Genomic DNA, 22828 nt, shown 5'->3' on the forward strand with positions numbered 1-22828 from the left:
ATAAAAACCGTTGCTCATGCAAGCAACGGTTTTTATTATTGTTCTTTTTTCACTTTCACGCGAGGTAATATTTTTTGTAACGGTACTTTTCGAACTCTTTCCCATGTAGCGGGATTCATTGGGTTATATTGCTCTAAGAAAGCGATAACTTCTTTCGTAATTGGCGTTGGAGTAGAAGCACCTGCTGTAACAGCTACGTTTTCTACACCTTGTAGCCACTCTAATTGAATTTCGCTTACATCAGCAACTCGATATGCTTTTGTACCCGCGATTTCTTGTGATACTTGTGCTAAGCGATTTGAATTGTTACTTTTCGGATCACCAACAACAATTGTTAAGTCTGCAACATCAGCTTGTTTAGCGACAGCTTCTTGGCGAACTTGAGTTGCTAAACAAATTTCTTTATGGAATTCTGCTGTTGGGAATTTTTTTTGAATGTCCTCCATTAAATGTTGAACATCCCATTGACTCATCGTTGTTTGATTTGTTACTAAAATTTTATCTGTTGGGATTTCTAATGTTTTTAAATCATCGGCTCTTTCGATAAGGTGAACGATGTCAGGTGCAATACCAACTGCGCCTTCTGGCTCTGGATGATTTTTTTTACCGATATAAATGACATGATACCCTTCCGCTTTCTTAGCTTCGATAAGGTCATGCGTCTTGGTAACATCTGGGCAAGTAGCATCGATTGTTGTTAAACCTTTTTCTTTTGCGCGTTGTTTAACTTCTGGAGAAACACCGTGTGCAGTGAAAATAACAGTACCAGAATCAATTTTATCTAAAATTTCTAAGCGACTTGGACCGTCTAATGTGATGATTCCATCTTCTTCAAAAGCGTCTGTAACATGTTTATTGTGAACAATCATACCTAAAATATAAATGGGTCTCGGCAATGATTTATCTAATGCGGCGTTACGTGCAATTACCATTGCATCGACAACACCGTAGCAATAACCACGAGGGGAAATTTTAACAATTTTCATATGAGTAATCCTCTCCTTCTAAACAAGGGATACTTTTGTGCATAGTCTTTTACATTATAAAGGAGGAGTGGATAGAAAACAAAGGATTGTTACACATATAGTTTTGGTTTTGTTGCTGTTTGTTGAACTGGTTCTTTCGGTAACTCTTTTTCTATTACAGGTTCAATCACTATTTTCTTTCGTTTTCGTTTCTTTTTTTGAGGTGCAGGAGGCGGACTTTCTACCTCAACTGGCTCTGTTACATTTTCCGTTTGATTTTCTTCCGTGCTTTTTCCAGAGGTGAGGATTTTAACAATGCTTGGTAGACTACGCATAATAGGACCATACTGTTCGACGACAGGACCTACAGATTGAACGACTTGGGATACTTTTTCGATGTTATTTATCATATTAGTTGGATTCGAAATTAAGTTCGAAAAAAAACTGCCGATGCCACTGCTTGCTGTTGCCGCAGTTGTAGTTGAGCCGCCGCGCGTTTCATTTGATTCATACATTTGAGGCGGTATCATTTGCTCAGGATGTTGCTGCATGTATGGTTGATATTGTGGATGTTGCTGCGGATATTGTTGCTGGTATTGCTGCGGATATTGCTGATGATATTGCGGCGGTGGTGGTTGCTGATGCATCATTGGTTGCCCTTCCATTTGTCGGTAAGGTGGAACCATTTGCATAAACGGCTCGGTTGGATCGTGTTTTTTAAAAAGCTTAGCAAGAAAACCTTTCTTTTTTTGTGCCATTGGTGGTAGTTGTGGAATTGGATATGGTGTATAAGGTTGCTGCCCTGGATTCGGATACATTTGCCTTGTAGGGGATTTCGGAAACATGTGAGAAATCCTCCTTTCTTCAGTTAGGTATATACACATACAATATGCAATAAAAGGGAAGAAGGTTAGTTTTTGAAGTGAAAACCTAAACTAAAGATGGATTTTACTTGTAGATTTCGATATAATGTAGACTTGACTGATTTGTGCGCGCAGTAGAAATTTTAGAAAGAAGGTGTAACTTATGACACAACAAACTTTTACACAGTATGATTTTAAACCATTTTTAATAGATGCAGTTCGTGAACTACGCTTTACAGAGCCGACAGGAATTCAGCAGAAAATTTTCCCAGTCGTGAAAAAAGGTGTAAGTGTAATTGGACAATCCCAAACAGGTTCTGGGAAAACACATGCATACTTACTTCCTACATTAAACAGAATTAATGCAAGTCGTGAAGAAGTACAACTTGTTATTACAGCGCCTACTCGTGAGTTAGCACAACAAATTTACGAAGAAATCGTGAAATTAACAAAGTTTTGTGCGGAAGACCAAATGATTACAGCACGTTGTTTAATTGGTGGAACTGATAAACAACGTTCAATTGAGAAATTGAAAAAACAACCTCATATCGTAGTTGGGACACCAGGACGTATTAAAGACTTAGTTGAAGAACAAGCGTTATTTGTTCATAAAGCAAATACGATTATTGTCGATGAAGCAGACTTAATGCTTGATATGGGATTCATTCATGATGTAGACAAAATTGCAGCACGCATGCCTAAAAACTTGCAAATGTTAGTTTTCTCTGCAACAATTCCTCAAAAACTAAAACCGTTTCTGAAGAAATATATGGAGAATCCAGAGCATATTCATATCAATCCAAAACAAGTTGCAGCTGGAAACATTGAACACTATTTAGTGCCTTCTAAACATCGTAATAAAATTGATTTAGTGCATAAAATGCTACTTCAATTTAAACCGTATTTAGCAGTTGTTTTCACGAATACGAAAAAGATGGCAGACCAAGTTGCTGATGGATTAATGGAACGTGGCTTAAAAGTTGGACGAATTCACGGGGATTTATCACCACGTGATCGTAAAAAAATGATGAAACAAATTCGTGACCTTGAATTCCAATATATTGTTGCGACTGATTTAGCAGCACGTGGTATTGATATTGAAGGGATTAGCCATGTTATTAACTATGAGCTACCATCAGATTTAGATTTCTTCGTTCACCGCGTTGGAAGAACAGCACGTGCAGGGCATTCTGGTATTGCAGTGACGATTTATGATCCAGCAAACGAAGAAGCGTTAGATAGCTTAGAAAAACAACGTCATATCGAGTTTAAACATGTAGATTTACGTGGAGATGAGTGGGCAGATTTAGGTGAGCGTCGTCGTCGTAAGAGCCGTAAAAAACCAAATGACGAACTTGATGTTATGGCAACGAAAGTTATTAAAAAACCGAAAAAAGTAAAACCAAACTATAAACGTAAACTTGCAACAGAACGTGACAAAGTGAAGAGAAAATATAGCAATAAAAAAAGATAAGGGGTTTCCCTTATCTTTTTTTAATCCCGCTAATTTAAATGAAGAGTATAGTCTGTCTAAATAGTCATATGAATTTGTGTAGTGCGTCTTTTGTGAACAAACAATTCACTACATATTTCTACAAATTATGCTATCATTATATCTATTGTATATTGAAGAGGTGATTGTATGTTAAAGATTGGATCTCATGTTTCCATGAGTGGTAAGAAAATGTTATTAGCAGCAAGTGAAGAGGCTGTTTCATACGGTGCAACAACGTTTATGATTTATACAGGTGCACCGCAAAATACACGAAGAAAACCAATTGAAGAATTGAACATAGAAGCAGGAAGAAAACATATGGAGCTGAACGGAATTGAGGAAATTATCGTCCATGCGCCGTATATTATTAATGTTGGGAATACGACGAAGCCAGAAACATTCCAATTAGGCGTAGACTTTCTTCGCATGGAAATTGAAAGAACATCGGCATTAGGTGTAGCGAAACAAATTGTTCTTCACCCAGGAGCGCACGTTGGTGCTGGAGCAGATGCTGGTATTCAACAAATTATTAAAGGGCTTAATGAAGTATTAACGCCAGAACAGACGGTTAACATTGCGTTAGAGACGATGGCAGGAAAAGGAACAGAATGCGGTCGTAGCTTTGAAGAAATTGCAAAAATTATTGCTGGTGTAAAATATAATGAAAAGCTATCTGTATGCTTTGATACGTGTCATACGCACGATGCAGGATATGATATTGTAAATGACTTTGACGGCGTATTAAACGAATTTGATAAGATCGTTGGTATAGATCGTTTACAAGTACTTCATATTAATGATAGTAAAAATGTACGCGGAGCAGGAAAAGACCGTCATGAAAACATTGGATTTGGTCACATTGGGTATAAAGCATTGCATCACATTGTACATCATCCACAGTTAATGCATGTACCAAAAATTCTTGAAACACCGTATGTAGGGGAAGATAAAAAAGATAAGAAGCCACCATACAAATTGGAAATCGAAATGCTGAAAAACGGCACTTTTGATGAAGGGCTTCTTGAAAAAATTAAAGCGCAATAAGGAGGGGGAAATCCCCTCCTTATTTTAGTAGTTGCTGAAATAATGTATTTACTTGTTGGGCAGTGGCAGGGGAAGTTACTTTTGCGATTTGTTTTAAAAGCTCTAGTCGCTCGTTGTTATCGTAAATATTAATATTTTTACCCTTCATAAGTAAAACGATTTGATCAGCTTGTGCGGCTGTAATGGGAACTTCATATTCTTTGCTATATTTTAATAGCTCTTTTGTAGAAATATGATTTAATTTTTTATTAACAATTTGTTTAATGAGGTTCATCTTATTATCCTCCTTCACGCGTTCTTCTATCGAAATATATGAGCATATAGCTTGTACATATTCGTGTGGAGTTTCTTTTTCATGAGGAAAAGAAGCGTATGTTATAATATAAGGACAAAACTACAGAAAAAGAGTAAAGGGAGGACTTATGGAGCGAAAGCAACATCGAAAAGAAAGTGTTATTCATCTCATTTATCGTTTAGTTATGATTATTTTTGGAGCAGCATGCGCGGCGGTAGCAATTGAACTATTTTTAATGCCAAATAAAATTATTGATGGTGGAATTATTGGTATTTCTCTTATATTAGATTATCTTACTCCTAACATTTGGTGGTTAAGTTTTTCTACTTTAGTCGTTGTTCTCAATATCCCATTTATGTATTCCGGTTATAAGCAAATTGGAAAAACATTTATGTTATCTTCGACATTTGGTATTGTAGCGTTAGCTTTCATTGAGTCAACGTTACATGCGGTACCGCCATTTACAACAGAACCTATTTTAGCGACAGTGTTTGGTGGTCTTATTTTAGGTCTTGGTGTAGGACTTGTAATTCGTCATGGTGGATCGCTAGATGGAACTGAAATTATGGGGATTTTATTAACGAAGAAATTACCATTCTCTGTTGGTGAATTCGTAATGTTTGTGAACTTATTTATTTTTGCATGGGCAGCATTTGTGTTTGGTGTGGAACAAGCGATGTATTCTGTTATGACGTACTATATCGCATTTAAAACGATCGATACAGTAATTCAAGGGCTAGATGAAACGAAGGCGGTTTTAATTGTATCTGATCAATATGAGGAAGTATCAAACGCGATTTTGCATCGTCTTGGCCGTGGAACTACAAAGCTTGTAGCGAAAGGTGGTTACACGGATAAAGAAAAAGAAGTTATTTATGCAGTTGTAACGCGTCTAGAAGTGACGAAGTTAAAATCAATTGTGCATGAAATTGATGAAAATGCATTTGTTACGATTATGAGCACGCAAGAGACAAATGGTGGTAAGTTTAAATCGGCTATTCACTAAAAAGTTTATAGGAATATTTTTCGGAAGCAGAGAATTTTTCTCTGCTTTTTGTTATAATAGTAAGGTTTCTTGAAAAAATAGATATATTTTAGGCAGATTGGTTTACAACTATAATAAGCTGTACTATAATTCAAATAGATATAAATCGGAATCATTCTGAATTAAAATAGGTGAGATGCTATGAATAATATATTAGAAATTGAAGGTTTAACATTCCGATATGAAGATCGGAATGTGTTAGAAAATATTAATTTGCAAGTTCCGAAGGGAGCTTTTTTAGGTTTAGTGGGACCGAATGGTTCAGGTAAATCAACTTTACTTAAGTGTTTATTAGGTGTTTTAAAGCCAAAAGAAGGAAGCATTCGCGTGTTTGGCGTTGATAGTAAGAAGTTTAAGGAATGGAACAAAGTTGGTTATGTATCCCAAAAGGCAAATAGTTTCAATTCTGGTTTTCCAGCAACTGTTTCTGAAGTTGTGTCAATGGGACTTGTTTCGAAAAAAGGGCTTTTTCGCTTTTTCACAAAAGAGGATAAGAAAAAGGTAGAAAAAGCAATTGCTGATGTAGGGATGAGTGAGTTTCAAGATCGTAACATTGGAGAGCTTTCTGGTGGACAGCAACAGCGTGTATTTATTGCTCGTGCGCTCGTTAGTGATCCTGAATTGCTTATTTTGGACGAGCCTACTGTTGGAATCGATGTGAAAAATGTGGAAAGTTTTTACGAAATATTAGAGGATTTAAACAAAAGGCTCGGGATCACATTAATTCTTGTTACTCATGATATGGGAGCTGTTACCGAAAAAGTAACACATGTTGCATGCCTAAACCAACATCTACATTTCCATGGAAATGTAGAGAAGTTCCGAGAGTTAGAAGATGCAGAAATGTCCGTCTTATATGGACATCATGTTCATCGTTTAGAACACGAACATGAGCATCACGGGAGGATATAATGATACAAGATTTTTTACAATATGACTTTTTACGTAATTCTTTATACGCTGGTATTTTAATTGGACTTGTTGCACCGCTAATTGGTGTGTTTGTTGTTATTCGTCGTTTATCTCTTATTGCGGATGCATTAAGTCACGTGACGTTATCGGGTATTGCAGCAAGTTTATTACTTGAAAAAACCATTTTTACAGGGGGATTTTTAAACCCCTTATATATGGGGATGATTTTCTCGATTGGTGGAGCGCTACTAATCGAAAAGTTACGAACTGTATATAAGCACTATCAAGAATTAGCAATTCCAATTATCCTTTCGGCAGGGATGGGGGTTGGAGTTATTTTCATTTCACTTGCAAATGGATTTAACACAGACTTATTTAGTTATTTATTTGGTAGTGTCAGTGCTGTAACAAGTACAGATTTAATTATTATTGGGATTGTAGCAATTGTTGTTGTTGCGACAATTATTTTATTATATAAAGAGCTGTTTCTATTATCATTTGATGAGGAATACGCAGTATCAACTGGTTTAAGAGCGAAATGGATTCACTTTATTTTCATTATATTAGTTGCTCTTGTCATTGCAGTATCAATGCGTGTAGTGGGGGTTCTTCTTGTATCATCATTAATGACGTTACCAGTTGCAGCAAGTATTCGTATTGCTAAAGGATTTAAACAAACAATTTTCTTTTCCATTTTATTTGGTGAAATTGCAGTAATTGGTGGAATGTTTGCTTCGTATCAACTTGATCTAGCGCCAGGTGGTACAATTGTTATGATAGCAGTTCTTATTTTAATCGGTGCGATTTTATGGAAGAAGAAAAAAACTGCATAAAGTAGGGATAGGTATGAATCTAACAGAAGCTTTACGCCTAATGAAAGAAAAAGGATACAAACATACTGGAAAAAGAGAAGAGATGCTCAGATTATTTGCAGCACATAATCGTTATTTAACTGCGAAAGACGTTTTAGAGCATATGAAGGACGATTATCCAGGGCTTAGTTTTGATACGATTTATCGTAACTTAACAGTTTTTGCTGAGATTGGTGTTTTAGAACAAACGGAATTAAATGGTGAAAAACATTTTCGTTTTACTTGTTCTATTATGGAACATCATCATCATTTTATTTGTTTGGATTGTGGGGGAACGAAAGAGATTACTTCCTGCCCAATGGATTTTATGAATAAAGATTTTACCGGTTATGAAGTAACGGGTCATAAGTTTGAAATATATGGTCGTTGTCCAAAATGTGCAAAGTAAAAGCTCGTCGGTTATATAACTGACGAGCTTTTTTACGTAGAAAAGAAGGTTGCTCACAAATATTGTGGCAACCTTCTTTTTATTGTTCTTGTGTCTCTTTTTCTTTTTCTCGTTCAGCAGCCATTTCAGCAGCAATTACGTCGATTTCTTTTTTCAGTTCTTCTACCATTGTTTCTTCTGGCACTTTACGAACGACTTGCCCTTTACGGAATAATAATCCCTCTCCACGTGCACCGGCAATACCGATATCAGCTTCACGAGCTTCACCAGGGCCATTTACAGCGCAACCAAGTACTGCAACTTTAATTGGTACTTGAAGTGTAGAGATGTATTCTTCCACTTCGTTAGCAATGCTAATTAAATCGATTTCAATACGACCACAAGTTGGACAAGAGATAAGTGTTGCTGCATTAGACGCAAGACCGAATGATTTTAATAATTCGCGAGCAACTTTTACCTCTTCAACTGGATCAGCACTTAATGAAATACGTAGTGTATTTCCGATGCCTTTATTTAAGATTGCTCCAAGACCAGCAGCACTTTTTACAGTTCCGGCAAACAATGTTCCAGATTCTGTAATACCTAAATGTAATGGATAATCAAAAGCACGAGCAGCTTTCTCGTATGCTTCGATTGCTAAGTTAACATCAGAGGCTTTCATAGATACGATAATATCGTGGAAATCTAAGTCCTCTAAAATTTTAATATGATGCAAGGCGCTCTCAACCATACCATCTGCAGTTGGGTACCCGTACTTTTCTAAAATGTGTCGCTCTAATGAACCAGCGTTTACACCGATACGGATTGGAATACCGCGCTCTTTTGCTGCATTTACAACAGCTTCTACTTTATGGCGACGACCAATATTACCTGGATTGATACGTACTTTATCGATGCCACCTTCAATTGCTTTTAAAGCAAGGCGATAATCAAAATGAATATCAGCAACAAGTGGAATGTTGATTTGTTTTTTTATATCAGCAATAGCATCTGCTGCGCGTTCATCTGGAACGGCAACGCGGACGACTTGACAGCCGGCTTCTTCTAAACGCTTGATTTCAGCAACTGTTGCTTCAACATCATGTGTTTTTGTTGTTGTCATACTTTGTATAATTAATTCATTATTACCGCCGATTGTTAAATTACCGACTTTAACTGGACGTGTTTTTGTACGATGAGTCATTTCATTCACGAATAGATCGCTCTCCTTATAAAAGAAGTTTCTTATTTAGTCCCTCATATCAATGATAGTATACGTGATATAGGGCTATAGAAACCGAAGTACTCGGTTTCACTTTTACTATTGTATCAGCGCCTTTATGTAATTGACAAGGATTAAGTGATAGCTTATTGATATAACGGGAATTTATAAGACTTTCCAATTTGTATTTTTGTAGCAGAGGTACTTTTGTTTAATTGTTTAAAGTCGTCAATGACTTTTTCTATGGAAGGAATTTTTTTCTTGTTAATTTGTTCTGTAATAGAAAGAACTGTCTCACCAGTTTTTACTTCAATTGTTTTATAAGATACATCCGTTTCTTTTTCTGTTTTGTTCGCTTTATTTTGTTGACTGTCTGTGTTTTCTTTTTTAATTGTTTGAGCAGCAGTTGTTTTTTTATATGAACTTAACATCGGTAAAGTACCGATTTTTATATCGTAATAAAATATATAACCGAGAACAAGCACGAATAGGAATATACCTAATCTCTTCATATTCTTCACTCCTTTGCTAGGAATATATGCTTGTCCAAAAAAAAAATGCCTATTTAGGCATTTTTTTTCGTTCTTATTTTTCTTTCGGTTTTGGAACTTCTTTAATTGTTAAGTACAGAACAATTAAAACAACTGCGATATAGATGAATGTTGATCCAGGTACGACAATCTTGCATGCATCCATAATCATAAAGAAGATTGTTGGAATTGTGTAGCTGTATGCAGTTAGTGTCCAAACTTGTTTATAGGATAGTTTACGTTGACCGCTCATAGCAGAACCGATGAACGCAAGTAAAGTCACGCCTACAAAAGTTATGAATAATTGGAATAGGTACACTAAGAATCCAATAACAAATAATAAAATTGGATAAATATTATCGAATAAAGAAATGAATTCTTGTAGATCTTTTTTCTCAAGAGATGCACCTAACAAATCGTTATAAGAATACGTTTGTGTTTGACCATTTCCCATAGAGACTACTTTATCTTTTAAAACAAATAAACCTGTTTTATTTTGATATTTTTCTAGGTCTGTTGAATTTGGATCAAATACGAAAAGTGTATTTCCTTCTTCTTTTTCAATAGGTTGATCAATATCGGCTTTTAGTTCGCCATTTTCGATTTTAAAATCAGGTAAATCTTTATCGATGACTTGATTTACCATGCCAACACCATCCTGGATAAAACTACCGTACAAAAAAGTTCTTGGAATAGTAGTAATTAAGCAAAGTAGCATAATATACAAAATGGTTTTACCGATTTTTTGAAAACGGAATAGCGCCATATCTTTAGGCGAGTATATGCTTTTTACGAATTGGGTAAATATGGACATAGATTCACTTCCTTTATGTATGTATAAAATCATTGTAACGTAGGAATCTAGAGAATCTCAAGATATATTATATTTACATATAGTGGAGATAACTAAATTTCTTTTATTAACTTTCTTCTTTTAAATAAGAAAAATACAATTGACACTTTTCTTTTCTATATGGTAAATTTATCTTACATTTCTTAAAGAGCATATCCGATAGGAATTCCTTTATTTGATATGTTGTTACATACATAATTGTGGACCCTTAGCTCAGCTGGTTAGAGCAGACGGCTCATAACCGTCCGGTCGTAGGTTCGAGTCCTACAGGGTCCATATCCATTTCGCATGTTTATTATGTTAGCAGGAAGCTTCCTTGTAGAAGGAAGCTTTTTTTACGGAATATATGAGCATTTTAATTGAAAAGAAGTGGGAATTTTGCTACTTTAATGATAGCAAGACAATGTGATTTATTTGTTTGCACCCTATGGCAATTAGGGTAGAATGAAGTTGTATGTCACTTAAGTGGCAATACATAAACTGGGAGGAATATAACAATGGCAAAACACGAATTACCAAATTTACCTTATGCGTATGATGCTTTAGAGCCTCACTTTGACAAAGAAACAATGAACATCCATCATACAAAACATCACAACACGTACATTACAAACTTAAACGCTGCTTTAGAAGGTCATGCAGAATTAGCTGACAAAAGCGTAGAAGAATTAGTTGCAAACTTAAACGAAGTACCAGAAGCAATCCGTACAGCAGTACGTAACAATGGTGGCGGACATGCTAACCATACATTCTTCTGGACAATCCTATCTCCAAACGGCGGAGGACAACCTGTAGGTGAACTTGCAACTGCAATTGAAGCAAAATTCGGTAGCTTCGATGCATTCAAAGAAGAATTCGCAAAAGCTGGCGCAACTCGCTTCGGTTCTGGTTGGGCTTGGTTAGTAGTAAACAATGGTGAGTTAGAAGTAACAAGCACTCCAAACCAAGATTCTCCTTTAACTGAAGGTAAAACTCCAGTTATCGGTTTAGATGTTTGGGAGCATGCTTACTACTTAAACTACCAAAACCGTCGTCCAGACTACATCGGCGCATTCTGGAACGTTGTAGATTGGAACGCTGCTGAAAAACGTTACCAAGAAGCAAAATAATCGTAATAAATATAGAAAAAGCTAGGGGAGAGCTCCTAGCTTTTTTCTATGCTTTCCTTTTACATAATTGGGCTTGTCTTTGGAAGACTAGAACATGAAGTAAAGGAGAGTTGTGTATGAAATGGAAACATATAATTGGTGACGTTGAAGTGAATCGGGATTTAGTGTTATTGCTCCTTATAGGAGGTTTATACACGCTCGCAATTTCTTTATCGAATACGTTTGTAAATATTTATTTATGGAAACAAACACAAAATTATGTGAATCTTGGCTTGTATAATTTAGCCAGCGTGGTATTACAGCCTCTCACATTTCTTGTAGGGGGAAAATTAGCGAAACGTATCGATCGCTCGATTTTATTACGAATAGGAGTAGGGACGCTCGCAATTTTTTTTATTGTTGTCTTAGTAGCAGGGAAAAGTGCTTCTCAGTATATTTTATTAATGGGGGCTCTTTTAGGAGTAGGATACGGTTTTTACTGGTTGGCTTTTAACTTATTGACATTTGAAATTACAGAACCAGAAACAAGAGATTTCTTTAATGGGTTTCTTGGACTTCTTACATCCTTCTCTGGAATGATTGGACCAATAGCAGCAGGATACACAATTTCACGTATGGAGAAATGGAGTGGCTATACTGTTATATTCTTTCTTTCATTAGTTCTATTTGCAATTGCTGTCGTCTTAAGCTTCTTTTTATCTAAAAGAGAATGTGAAGGGCGTTATGAAATCGTGCAAGTATTGAAAGAACGACGGATTGATAAAAATTGGGGAAAGATTACACGAGCTCATTTTTTCCAAGGATTGAGAGAAGGAACATTTATTTTTGTCATTTCAGTATATGTTTATTTAGCAACTAATAGTGAGTTTGCATTAGGGAAATACAGTTTAGTGAACTCTGCTGTATCCTTTGTATGTTATTACTTAGTTGCTCGTATGTTAAAGAAGGAGTGGCGAAAAAAAGCAATTTTACTTGGAGGCATTATTTTATATGCTGTCGTCTTTTTAGTTATTTTCAATGTTACATACACGAAATTACTTATTTATGCGGCATGTATTGCAATTGCATATCCTATTTTACTTGTTCCGTACGGATCAATGACATATGACGTAATTGGTAGAGCGAAAAATGCGAGAGAATGGCGTGTGGAATATGTCGTTGTTCGGGAGCTGTGGTTAAACGCCGGAAGAATCTGTTCCATTTTAAGTTTTTTATGTGCTGTACTATTCTTTCCACCTGAAAAAAGTTTACCTTACTTATTATGTATTTTAGGTGCTGGACATTTTCTTATTTATTTTGCAGTTAAAAATGTCAAATATGATGAGGGAAATGCGAGTAAAGCAAGTGTTGTAACGCAAGGGAACGCGCAAAACCAAACTGAACCAGAAGGTTAACTTCTCGTTTGTTTTATGCTAGAATAGAAAAAGATGTAAGACAGCAGTGAGGACACCTGTATGAAGGTGTCCCTTTCACATTACATAGCTGTTGGTAGAGGGGGTTTGTATGAGCAAGAAACAGAAGCAAAATAAGAAAAAGACCCACGTTCCTTTTCGGTTAAACGTGCTGTTTTTCTGCGTGTTTTTAATGTTCTCCGCGGTTATTGTAAGGCTCGGATATGTACAAATTGTTCGTGGTGAAGAATATAAGAATGAAGTGGAGAAGAAAGAAAACTCAACGATAAGTAATCCTGTACCGCGTGGGAAAATATTTGACCGTTATGGGCGAGCTGTAGTAGATAATGTAGCCATTCGTACTATTACATTTACAAAAATGAAAGGATCAACTGCAGAAGATCGCTTAGAAACAGCGAAAAAGCTAGCAGATTTGATTGAAGTACCGACAGATAAATTAACGGATCGCGATAAAAAGGATTATTGGCTTGCTATGCATAAAGAGGAAGCTAAAGAAAAAATTACGAATAAAGATCGTCAAGAGTTTAAAGATAAAAAAATTGATGATAAAGAATTAGACGAGCGCCAGCGAAGTCGTGTAACAGAAGAAGAGGTTAATCAATTATCCGCAAAAGATCTAGAAATACTAGCGATTAAGAGTAAGATGGATGGCGGATATGCAATGACACCTCAAGTTATTAAAAAGGATGCTACAGAAAAGGAATATTCGATTATTAGTGAAAACTTAGCAGCATTACCAGGTGTAGATACGAATGTTGATTGGGATCGAAAATATACGTACGATGATTTATTCCGAAGTGTACTTGGTGGGGTGTCGACATCTGATGAAGGTTTACCTAGAGAAAGACTAGATTACTATCTTGTTCGTGATTATAATCGAAATGACCGAGTAGGAAAAAGTTATCTTGAGCAACAGTATGAAGATAGCCTACACGGTACGAAAGCAGAAGTTAGAAATGTTACAGATAAAAACGGTAATATTTTAGAAACGATTAATGTATCAAAAGGACAAAGTGGTAATGACCTGAACTTAACAATTGATATGGAATTACAAAAGCGCGTGGAAGATATTCTTGCGAAGAATTTAATGAGGTTTAAAGGAAGCGAACCTCTTTTAGATCGCGCATTCGTTGTAATGATGAACCCAAAAAATGGCGAAGTTTTATCTATGGCGGGGAAACAATTAGTTAACGAAGATGGTCAAACGAAAGTAAATGACTTTGCATTAGGTACCATGACAAGTTCTTATCCGATGGGATCAACTGTAAAAGGTGCAACAGTACTTACTGGATATCAAACTGGTGCGATTCAACCAGGATCGGTGCAATTGGATGAACCAATTAAATTAAAAGGTACACCTACGAAGTCGTCTTGGAAAACGATGGGATACATTAATGACCTTACAGCTTTAAAAATGTCTTCTAACGTTTATATGTTTAAAACAGCGATGAATATCGCCGGTGTTCCATATGTGAGAGGTGGTACGTTAGATATACCTCAAAAAGCATTTGATACGATGCGTTATTATTTCGGACAGTTTGGACTTGGTGTAAAAACAGGAATTGATTTACCGAATGAATCTGCTGGTCAGATGGGTAGAAGTAGTCAACCAGGTTTCTTACTAGATTTATCAATTGGACAGTATGATACGTATACACCGCTTCAATTAGCGCAATATATTTCGACGATTGCCAATGGCGGATATCGTATGCAACCACAAGTTGTAAAAGAAATTCGTCAACCGGCAGTGAAACCGGATGAAGTTGGGAAAGTTGTTCAATCTATGGAACCGAAAGTATTAAATCGTGTTGATATGCCAGAATCGCAAATTAAACGTGTTCAAGAAGGATTTAGACAAGTGTATAATGATTCAGGTGGTACAGCTACAAAATACTTTACAGGTGCAAAATATAAAGCGGCAGGGAAGACAGGTACCGCGCAAACTGTGTATGGCGGAGATAAAGAGATTGGTAGAAAGGCAAACGGTGAACGTGTGGAAACATATAACTTAACATTAGTAGGTTATGCGCCACTTGAAGATCCAGAAGTAGCATTCTCTGTTGTCGTTCCGTGGGTACATGATGATAAGACTGGTATTAATGGATATATTGGTCGTGAAATTATGGACGCTTACTTTGATTTGAAAAACAAAGAAGTAAATGGTGAAGCTCCAAAAGATGATAAAGACAATAAAAATAAAGAGCAAGATGATGAATAAAAAAGTTGTAAAAAAGCACACTATCTGAAAAGATAGTGTGCTTTTTTTTATGGTTTATGCATATCGTGTAATAAATGTGGACAAGTATACAACATTGAAAAAAACGCGGCCGTATAAATGATACTTGTATATGGTGGGATAGGGGATAAATATTTTATAGGGAAATCATCATAGGAAATGAATAGCTACTACTGAATTAAAATTGTACCGTATGTTGATTTATGTGGAACTTTACAAAACTTTTACAAACAATTAAAACCGAATTAATAGTTTAGCAGTATTCTTATATCTGTAATCCTGTTATTTCCGGTTACTTCTAGGAGGAAGAACACGTGAAATGGATGCGTACACCGATTAAAGTTTTCGTATTATCAATATGGTTCCTCTGTTTTGAAATGTCTACTGCATTTGCTTTAAATGATACGGGAGAAGTGAGAGTTGATGGATCCTCAACGGTTTTTCCTATTATAGAAGCAGTAGCGGAGGAATATACAAAGGTGCATCCAGACGTGAAAATTTCCATCAGTATTTCTGGAACTGGGGGAGGATTTAATCGTTTCAGTAAAGGAGAAGTAGATATAAATAATGCTTCGAGAGTAATGAAACAAGTCGAGAAAAATGAAATGAAGAAAAACTCTATTCAGTTCACACCTTTTGAGGTTGCTAACGACGGTCTTACGATTGTTGTGAATCGCCATAATACATGGGTAGACGATATGTCAGTAGACGAGTTACGACTACTTTGGAGTGAAGATGGAAGAGAGAAGCGATGGTCACAAATTCATTCAACATGGCCACGTGAACAAGTGAAGTTTTATGCACCAGGCGTAGACTCTGGTACGTATGATTATTTTCAAAATGTCATCTTACAAAATCATCGCATTGTAAAAAAAGTCTCTTTGTCTGAAGATGATCAAGTTATTATGCAAGGGGTAATGAATGATAAACATGCCATTGCTTTTGTAGGATATGCTTATTATATGGCTAATCGAGATAAGGTGAAAGCAATAAAAGTAAATGGTGTATTTCCGACGAAAGAGACCATTCAATCAGGTAAGTATAAGCCGTTATCTAGGCCACTACTTACTTATGTGAATAATGCATCTATCCGAAATAAAATGAATGTAGCAAACTATGTTGAGTTTATGATTCAGCATGTTGGTAACCTCGCTGAAGAGGTCGGGTATGTAAAATTAAGAAAAGAAAAATACAATGAACAGCTGCGTATGTTAACAGAAATAAAAAGGTAATGTCAGGGTGGAAAGGGGTTTTCATCTTTGGCTCATAATGACAAAAGTCAAATTACATTTTCTGTACAACATTTGATTGAAAGAAATACAAAACAAAGAAAAAAAACGCAGCGAATCAATCGAATAGTGCCTTTATTACTAAAAATAATTGCTAGCGTTTCTATTGTGACGACACTTGGCATTGTTTTTACGCTCTCTAATGAAACAATCATGTTTTTTCAAAAAATATCATTATACTCCTTTTTGACGGAGAAAGAATGGTTACCATTTTTTGAAGACCCTAAATTCGGTATATTACCACTTATATGTGGAACGTTCCTTGTAACAGCAATTGCTATGTTTGTAGCAATTCCTATCGGTTTAGCGTGTGCCGTATTTTTAAGCGAATATGCTTCAAATAGTGCACGGAAAATATTAAAGCCGATGTTAGAGCTATTAGCGGGTATCCCGACAATTGTATATGGTTTTTTTGCATTAACAGTTGTTACACCGCTTTTACAAAGGATTATACCAGATTTACAGTTTTTTAATGCGATTAGTCCAGGAATCGTTATCGGATTTATGATGATGCCTACAATTGCATCTCTATCTGAAGATGCGATGAGAGCTGTGGCGAAAGGGACGAAAGAAGCTTCATTAGCACTCGGAGCGACGCGGTTTGAAATGGTAAAACAAGTGGTGTTTCCGTCCGCTTTTACAGGGATTATGGCAGCAATTATATTAGCAGCTTCTCGTGCGATTGGTGAAACAATGATTGTTGTAATTGCAGCAGGATCCACACCAAATGTATCGCTTGATCCGACACATTCTATTCAAACGTTAACAGCCTATATTGTGCAAGTAAGTTTAGGTGATGCTCCGCATGGAACGATTACGTATTACAGCATGTATGCTGTAGGCGCAACGTTATTTTTGTTTACCTTTATTATGAACATCATTTCGCAGGCAATTATGCGCCGTTTTAGGAGGATGACATAATATGCGAATGTTAAATCATAAAAAAATACAAAAAAATATGGCATCACGCTTTTTAAAAGATCGAATTTACAAATTGTTATTTTATATAGCAATTTTATTTTCAATCGTAATTTTGTTTTTGTTACTGTTTCAAATTGTTGAAAAAGGTATAAGTTATCTTTCAATAGATTTCTTTACAAATTTCGCTTCACGTAATCCGAAAGAAGCTGGTATTGCTGCAGCTTTGTCAGGGACAATATTATTTATGAGTATTGTTATACCTGTTTCTTTTATATTTGGAGTTGGAACAGCACTTTATTTAGAGCAATATGCGAAGGAATCTCTATTTAAAAAAATAATAGAGATTAATAATCAAACGTTAGCAGGAGTACCATCCGTTGTATTTGGATTGCTTGGTTTAACTATTTTTGTATATGCTCTTCATTTAGGAGAGAGTATAGTTGCAGCAGCATTGACGATGAGTCTACTCGTTTTACCAACAGTTGTTGTGGCGAGTCAAGAAGCAATTCGATCAGTACCAAGTGTTTTATTAGAGGGTTCTTACGGATTAGGTGCTACGAAGTGGCAAACGATGTATCAAATTGTATTGCCATATGCTTTCCCAGGGATTATAACGGGCTGTACGTTAGCGATATCAAGAGCAATTGGAGAGGCTGCACCACTATTAGTTATTGGGGCACTTGCGTTTGCAAATTATGTTCCATTTAGTATGTTTGATAGATTTACAGTTCTACCAATTCAAATTTTTAATTGGATGAGTAGGCCACAAGAAGAATTTCAGTATGTAGCAGCAGCTGGGATGATTGTTTTGTTAGGTTTGTTGCTATTTATCAATATATTTGTTTTATGGTTACGAAATCGAAAATAAGTTGGAAGTGGATGAAAGGGGAATTCAAATGGTAGCAACAGTAGTAAATGTACAGGTGAAAAACGAAGAGAAAATCGAGACTGCGCCAAAGAAGGTAGTATTTGATACGAAAAACTTAAATTTATGGTACGGGGAAGACCATGCTTTAAAAGATATTAATTTAAGTATTCATGAGAATGAAGTTACAGCCATTATCGGTCCAAGTGGCTGTGGTAAATCAACTTACTTAAAAACATTAAATCGCATGGTAGAGTTAGTACCGATCGTTCGAACTACAGGTGTAATTGAGTATAGAGAACGCAATATATTTGATAAATCATATCCAGTTGAAGAATTAAGAACGCATGTAGGAATGGTGTTCCAAAAGCCAAATCCATTTCCAAAATCTATTTATGAGAATGTAACATACGGTCCAAAAATCCATGGTATTCGTGACAAAAAGACATTAGATGAAATTGTTGAAAAAAGTTTACGTGGAGCAGCGATTTGGGATGAGTTAAAAGATCGTTTGCACGATAATGCATACGGTTTATCTGGTGGACAGCAACAGCGTCTATGCATCGCACGCTGCTTAGCTATTGAGCCAGACGTTATTTTAATGGATGAGCCAACATCGGCATTAGACCCAATTTCAACATTAAAAGTAGAAGAATTGATTCAAGAGCTAAAGAAAGATTTTAGTATTGTTATCGTAACGCATAATATGCAACAAGCAGCGCGTATTTCAGACAAAACAGCTTTCTTCTTAAGCGGGGAAGTTGTGGAGTATACAGATACAAACAAATTATTTACGACTCCTTCAGATAAGCGTACAGAAGATTATATTACAGGTCGCTTTGGTTGATATCGTTTCAAAGCTAAGAGCAAATGCCCTCTTAACAGAGGGCATTTCTTATTTTATCTTACTGTTAATAAAGAAGTAATACTTCTCCTTATCTTAAGGTTTATTACAAGCGTAAGAGGCTATGTAGGAGATTTACCCCGCTATTTGCGGGCAGTAAGACCCCCACCTTAAAATTTAGCGAAAGCAAAGAAGTTAGGGAGGGGATCTTGCTGCCTATCAAATCCCGATTGATGAGGGTTGATTAAAGTTTCACTTTTATATAATGGCACATAATATTGAGGGGGAAGAAAAATGGTAAGAGAACAGTTTCAAGGTGATTTAAAAGCGTTACAGCAAAAGGTGATTGAGCTTGGAGAATTAGCAAATGCGGCTTTATTGATTGCTATGGAAGGTTTGCATACAAGGGATGTAGAGAAAGCGTTAGAGGTCATTGATGGTGATTACCGCATGGATAATTTAGAAGAGGAAATAAACGATCTTGCGCTTATGCTCATTACGAAGCAGCAACCTGTAGCAAGTGACTTAAGAAGGATTTTTATTTCAATTAAAACAGCGACAGATTTAGAGCGCATTGCAGATCATGCTGTTAATATTGCAAAGGCTACAATTCGTCTTGGGGAAAAAGAAGTGGCTGTTAGTTTGCACAACCTAGATGAAATGTTTGCGGTTGCAAATGAGATGTTGCATTTAGCGTTAGAAGCATATGAACAAGAAAATTTAACTTTTGCGAAACAAATTGCTGAAATGGATGATTCCGTTGATGAAATATATGGAAAAGCAATTCGTGAGTTTATATCTTCAGTTCCGGAACAACCAGAAGCAATTACGCAAATTACACAATTATCATTTGTCGCGAGATATATTGAGCGTGTAGCAGATCATATTACAAATATTGCTGAAAATGTCTTTTATTTAGTAAAAGGAAAGCATTATTTATTGAATGAGTAGGAAAAAAAGCAGGTGATGAGAAATCACCTGCTTTTTTTAGTCAAAACATGACAAAAAAAGCTCGTTGTTTCCTTTAGTTTATGATGATAAGATGTATCATAATGTAATGGAAAAATTAGTATATATGTTTGTCGTTAATAAGTATTATTTACCAATTTATAGTAAGCGCTTTCTTGTTGTTTGAAATGTACGTTTTTATAGGTTAGAAATTTAATTATATAGTCTTCTAAATGAGGATGTGTTTAACTAATCAAGTTTATGCTGCTAGTTCATGTGGGATAGGGAATATACATATGGTATATGGAGTTACTGAACATTATATAAGTGGAGGCTGAAGTATATGAAGGGGGTTATTTTAGCTGGAGGAAAAGGAAGGCGCCTTAGACCATTAACATGTAATACTCCAAAGCCGATGTTACCATTATTAGAAAAACCAGTTTTAGAATATAATATTGAGTTATTACGCCAGCATGGTATTCGTGAAATTGCAATTACTGTTCAATATATGAGTACGACCATTAAGCAATATTTTGGTGACGGTAGTAAATGGGGAGTTAACTTGTATTATTTTGAAGACTCTCCTCCGCTTGGTACAGCAGGGAGTATTAAACAAGCAGAACAATTTTTAGATGAAACATTTGTTGTGATAAGCGGGGATGCATTAACTGACTTTCAATTATCAGAAGGAATTAGGTTTCATGAACAAAAGAAAAGAATGGTAACAATGTTTGTGAAAGAAGTAGAAAATCCACTCTCATTTGGATTGGTTGTAATGAATAAAGACCAGGAGGTTACACGATATATAGAAAAGCCGGGCTGGAATGAGGTAGTATCTAATGTTGTGAATACAGGCATATATATTATGGAGCCAGAAATCTTTTCTTACATACCGCCTAGGCAATTTTTTGATTTCAGTCATGATGTGTTTCCGTTATTGGCAAACAAAAATGTGTTATTCGCATATTTGTCAGAAGGTTATTGGTTAGATATCGGCACATTTAATCAATATCGACAAGCACAATTTGATTTGTTAACGAAAAAGTTACAAGTACCTATTCCTTATACAGAAGTATTACCGATGGTATGGATGGGAGAAGGGGTGACGATTGGTAAAGGGACGAAAATTCATGGCCCCTCTTTTATTGGAGAAGGAGCAAAGATTGGTACAGGAGCTGTAATTGAGCCATATTCTATTATTGGGAAAAATAGTATCGTTTCAAATTATTCTCATCTTCAAAAAAGTATTGTTTTTGCAAATGCCCACATTGGGAAGTATTGTGAACTATTAGAAACGACAATAGGAGAGCGTACAATAGTTGAAGATGATGTTACACTGTTTCAAAAAAGTGTTGTAGCGGATCACTGTCATATCGGAAGAAGTACGGTAATTAAGCAAAAAGGAAAACTATGGCCTTATAAGGCGATTGATAGTCATTCGATAGTAGGAGCGGCTGGTATTCAAGAGAGTGAAATGAGTGCAGGGTGGTTACAAAAAAGCCGCATTGTAGGAAGAGGGAATGTTGAAATTACTCCCCAGTTTATCGTGAAGATTGCGATGGCGTATGGTTCTCTTTTTAAAAAAGGAGAAAGTATATTAATTGGAAGTCAAGAAAATATAGAAACAACCTCTTATAAAAATTTATTTTTACATGCTATTCATGGTATAGGGATTCATACGATGGAATGTAAAGAAATGAACGAGTCACTTTTTCAATATAGTGTTCACCAGTTGCAATGTGCAGGTGGTGTTTTCATTCAAATGGAGAATGAGAATGAGATTGTTATAAAGTTATACGGTCAAGCTGGCATGCCGTTAACGTATAAGCAGCAAAAAGAGATAGAACAAGTATATATGTCCGAATTGTTTTATTACGTGCATGAGAAAGAAATGGGGCGTAATAAGCTCGTTCATGTTTCTATGAATGAGTATATAGAAGTTATATTGGAGCATATTGATATCGAGAAAATACAGATGCAGAAGTTTCATCTTCTTATTAATAAGAGAAATGATACGTTGCAACATTTACTCATGCTCTTTCTGCAAAGACTTGGTTGTACAGTTACATGGATTTATGCAAGCGAACAAAAAGATCATGTGAAAGCTTTGATGAAATCAAGTAAAGCGAATATGGCTCTTATGTTTTCTGAGCAAGGAAATCATTTCGAGTTATACGATAAACATAGTAATATTTACCAAGGTACAGATTTGGAAGAGGTAGATATTCCAGATTTCTTACTCGAATCGACAGGAAATATTTACCCAATGTCTTTGAAGTTAGGAGAATGTTATCTTCTATTTTATACGCAGGATGAAAGAAAGTCGTTTCAAGTAAGGTGGAAGCGAGATATTTTATATCGGATTGGAAAATTATTCGAGCTAATAGCATTGCAAGGAAAAACGTTTCTCAGCATAGTAGAGCAATCACCTCCGCTCTATTTACTTTATGATGAAGTGGTATGTTCATGGAATGAAAAAGGGGAAATTATGAGGAAATTATTAGATGATATAGAAAGGAAGGGAGAAGGTATATTTGAAGGAGTACAGTTCAAATATACTGAAAAAGAGTGGTCTTATATCGTTTCTGACACAAAACAACCAAAATTTTTGGTGTATTCACATGCTAGAAACCCAGTAATAGCAAGGGAAAATATGAAAAATCTTATAGAAAAAATTAGACAATATCAAAAGGTGTAGAATTTTTATTTTAAAAGTGGTATTATAGTATAGTCTGATTTAA

21 protein-coding genes and 1 tRNA gene are annotated in these 22828 nt (G+C 35.8%); 16 read left to right on the plus strand and 6 right to left on the minus strand.

Annotation, left to right across the window (positions count from 1 at the left end; all coding sequences use genetic code 11):
* Window positions 1-35: 35 nt before the first annotated feature.
* On the minus strand, window positions 36-986 hold the full coding sequence (locus tag M1D66_RS05990) for a 4-hydroxy-3-methylbut-2-enyl diphosphate reductase (protein WP_000706662.1): 951 nt from the start codon (window positions 984-986) through the stop codon (window positions 36-38).
* 89 nt (window positions 987-1075) lie between these two features.
* On the minus strand, window positions 1076-1810 hold the full coding sequence (gene vrrA / locus M1D66_RS05995; RefSeq protein ID WP_000484166.1) for a VrrA/YqfQ family protein: 735 nt from the start codon (window positions 1808-1810) through the stop codon (window positions 1076-1078).
* 181 nt (window positions 1811-1991) lie between these two features.
* On the opposite strand from vrrA, the gene M1D66_RS06000 reads away from it, so the two are divergent.
* Both M1D66_RS06000 and M1D66_RS06005 read left to right on the plus strand, forming a co-directional pair.
* Window positions 1992-3302 (plus strand): DEAD/DEAH box helicase, encoded by a 1311-nt coding sequence (locus M1D66_RS06000; protein ID WP_000194017.1) that lies wholly within the window; start codon window positions 1992-1994, stop codon window positions 3300-3302.
* Between the two features lie 168 nt (window positions 3303-3470).
* Window positions 3471-4367 carry a deoxyribonuclease IV gene (locus M1D66_RS06005; protein WP_242555049.1) on the plus strand — a complete coding sequence of 299 codons (897 nt, stop codon included), beginning with the start codon at window positions 3471-3473 and terminating at the stop codon, window positions 4365-4367.
* Window positions 4368-4386: 19 nt separating this feature from the next.
* Here the strand turns inward: M1D66_RS06005 and M1D66_RS06010 are convergent, their stop codons facing one another.
* Entirely contained in the window at window positions 4387-4641 is a 255-nt protein-coding gene (locus M1D66_RS06010; RefSeq protein ID WP_001048954.1) for a DUF2624 domain-containing protein, read from the minus strand.
* A 148-nt stretch (window positions 4642-4789) separates the two neighbouring features.
* Here M1D66_RS06010 and M1D66_RS06015 point away from each other — a divergent pair, with 148 nt between their 5' ends.
* The 4 genes from M1D66_RS06015 (at window position 4790) to M1D66_RS06030 (ending at window position 7879) form a co-directional block, all read left to right on the plus strand.
* On the plus strand, window positions 4790-5668 hold the full coding sequence (locus M1D66_RS06015; RefSeq protein WP_242555050.1) for a YitT family protein: 879 nt from the start codon (window positions 4790-4792) through the stop codon (window positions 5666-5668).
* A gap of 180 nt (window positions 5669-5848) precedes the next feature.
* Window positions 5849-6619 carry a metal ABC transporter ATP-binding protein gene (locus tag M1D66_RS06020; RefSeq protein WP_001059661.1) on the plus strand — a complete coding sequence of 257 codons (771 nt, stop codon included), beginning with the start codon at window positions 5849-5851 and terminating at the stop codon, window positions 6617-6619.
* On the plus strand, window positions 6619-7452 hold the full coding sequence (locus tag M1D66_RS06025) for a metal ABC transporter permease (RefSeq protein ID WP_000613815.1): 834 nt from the start codon (window positions 6619-6621) through the stop codon (window positions 7450-7452). The genes M1D66_RS06020 and M1D66_RS06025 overlap by 1 nt, the downstream gene beginning before the upstream one ends.
* Before the next feature lie 13 nt (window positions 7453-7465).
* Entirely contained in the window at window positions 7466-7879 is a 414-nt protein-coding gene (locus tag M1D66_RS06030; RefSeq protein WP_001054516.1) for a Fur family transcriptional regulator, read from the plus strand.
* A gap of 79 nt (window positions 7880-7958) precedes the next feature.
* Here the strand turns inward: M1D66_RS06030 and ispG are convergent, their stop codons facing one another.
* From ispG to yqgB, 3 genes are all read right to left on the minus strand, one after another.
* Window positions 7959-9062, minus strand: coding sequence for a flavodoxin-dependent (E)-4-hydroxy-3-methylbut-2-enyl-diphosphate synthase (gene ispG / locus M1D66_RS06035; RefSeq protein ID WP_153577907.1), 1104 nt, complete (start codon window positions 9060-9062; stop codon window positions 7959-7961).
* 164 nt (window positions 9063-9226) lie between these two features.
* Window positions 9227-9592 carry a protein YqfZ gene (gene yqfZ, locus M1D66_RS06040; RefSeq protein WP_000825414.1) on the minus strand — a complete coding sequence of 122 codons (366 nt, stop codon included), beginning with the start codon at window positions 9590-9592 and terminating at the stop codon, window positions 9227-9229.
* Window positions 9593-9665: 73 nt separating this feature from the next.
* The gene (gene yqgB / locus M1D66_RS06045; protein ID WP_000021897.1) at window positions 9666-10424 is read right to left on the minus strand and encodes a protein YqgB; all 759 of its coding nucleotides are present in this window, start codon (window positions 10422-10424) and stop codon (window positions 9666-9668) included.
* Window positions 10425-10665: 241 nt separating this feature from the next.
* Between yqgB and M1D66_RS06050 the strand changes: the two genes are divergently transcribed.
* From M1D66_RS06050 to M1D66_RS06095, 10 genes are all read left to right on the plus strand, one after another.
* A tRNA-Ile gene (locus tag M1D66_RS06050) sits at window positions 10666-10739 on the plus strand.
* 221 nt (window positions 10740-10960) lie between these two features.
* Entirely contained in the window at window positions 10961-11572 is a 612-nt protein-coding gene (gene sodA / locus M1D66_RS06055) for a superoxide dismutase [Mn] (RefSeq protein WP_001052031.1), read from the plus strand.
* 116 nt (window positions 11573-11688) lie between these two features.
* Window positions 11689-12966, plus strand: coding sequence for an MFS transporter (locus M1D66_RS06060; protein WP_000871384.1), 1278 nt, complete (start codon window positions 11689-11691; stop codon window positions 12964-12966).
* A 109-nt stretch (window positions 12967-13075) separates the two neighbouring features.
* The gene (locus M1D66_RS06065; protein WP_086386132.1) at window positions 13076-15202 is read left to right on the plus strand and encodes a peptidoglycan D,D-transpeptidase FtsI family protein; all 2127 of its coding nucleotides are present in this window, start codon (window positions 13076-13078) and stop codon (window positions 15200-15202) included.
* A 332-nt stretch (window positions 15203-15534) separates the two neighbouring features.
* Complete coding sequence (locus M1D66_RS06070; protein WP_000871830.1) at window positions 15535-16452, plus strand: PstS family phosphate ABC transporter substrate-binding protein; 918 nt, start codon at window positions 15535-15537, stop codon at window positions 16450-16452.
* Between the two features lie 27 nt (window positions 16453-16479).
* Window positions 16480-17430 (plus strand): phosphate ABC transporter permease subunit PstC, encoded by a 951-nt coding sequence (gene pstC / locus M1D66_RS06075; RefSeq protein ID WP_000940917.1) that lies wholly within the window; start codon window positions 16480-16482, stop codon window positions 17428-17430.
* Window position 17431: 1 nt separating this feature from the next.
* Entirely contained in the window at window positions 17432-18298 is an 867-nt protein-coding gene (gene pstA / locus M1D66_RS06080; RefSeq protein WP_001242557.1) for a phosphate ABC transporter permease PstA, read from the plus strand.
* Between the two features lie 28 nt (window positions 18299-18326).
* Window positions 18327-19142 (plus strand): phosphate ABC transporter ATP-binding protein, encoded by an 816-nt coding sequence (gene pstB, locus M1D66_RS06085; protein ID WP_000226686.1) that lies wholly within the window; start codon window positions 18327-18329, stop codon window positions 19140-19142.
* Window positions 19143-19433: 291 nt separating this feature from the next.
* Window positions 19434-20090 carry a phosphate signaling complex protein PhoU gene (phoU, locus tag M1D66_RS06090; RefSeq protein ID WP_000251240.1) on the plus strand — a complete coding sequence of 219 codons (657 nt, stop codon included), beginning with the start codon at window positions 19434-19436 and terminating at the stop codon, window positions 20088-20090.
* Window positions 20091-20430: 340 nt separating this feature from the next.
* The gene (locus M1D66_RS06095; RefSeq protein WP_242555051.1) at window positions 20431-22785 is read left to right on the plus strand and encodes a sugar phosphate nucleotidyltransferase; all 2355 of its coding nucleotides are present in this window, start codon (window positions 20431-20433) and stop codon (window positions 22783-22785) included.
* The last annotated feature ends 43 nt before the right edge of the window (window positions 22786-22828 follow it).

It is taken from the genome of Bacillus sp. PK6-16, from assembly GCF_056530295.1.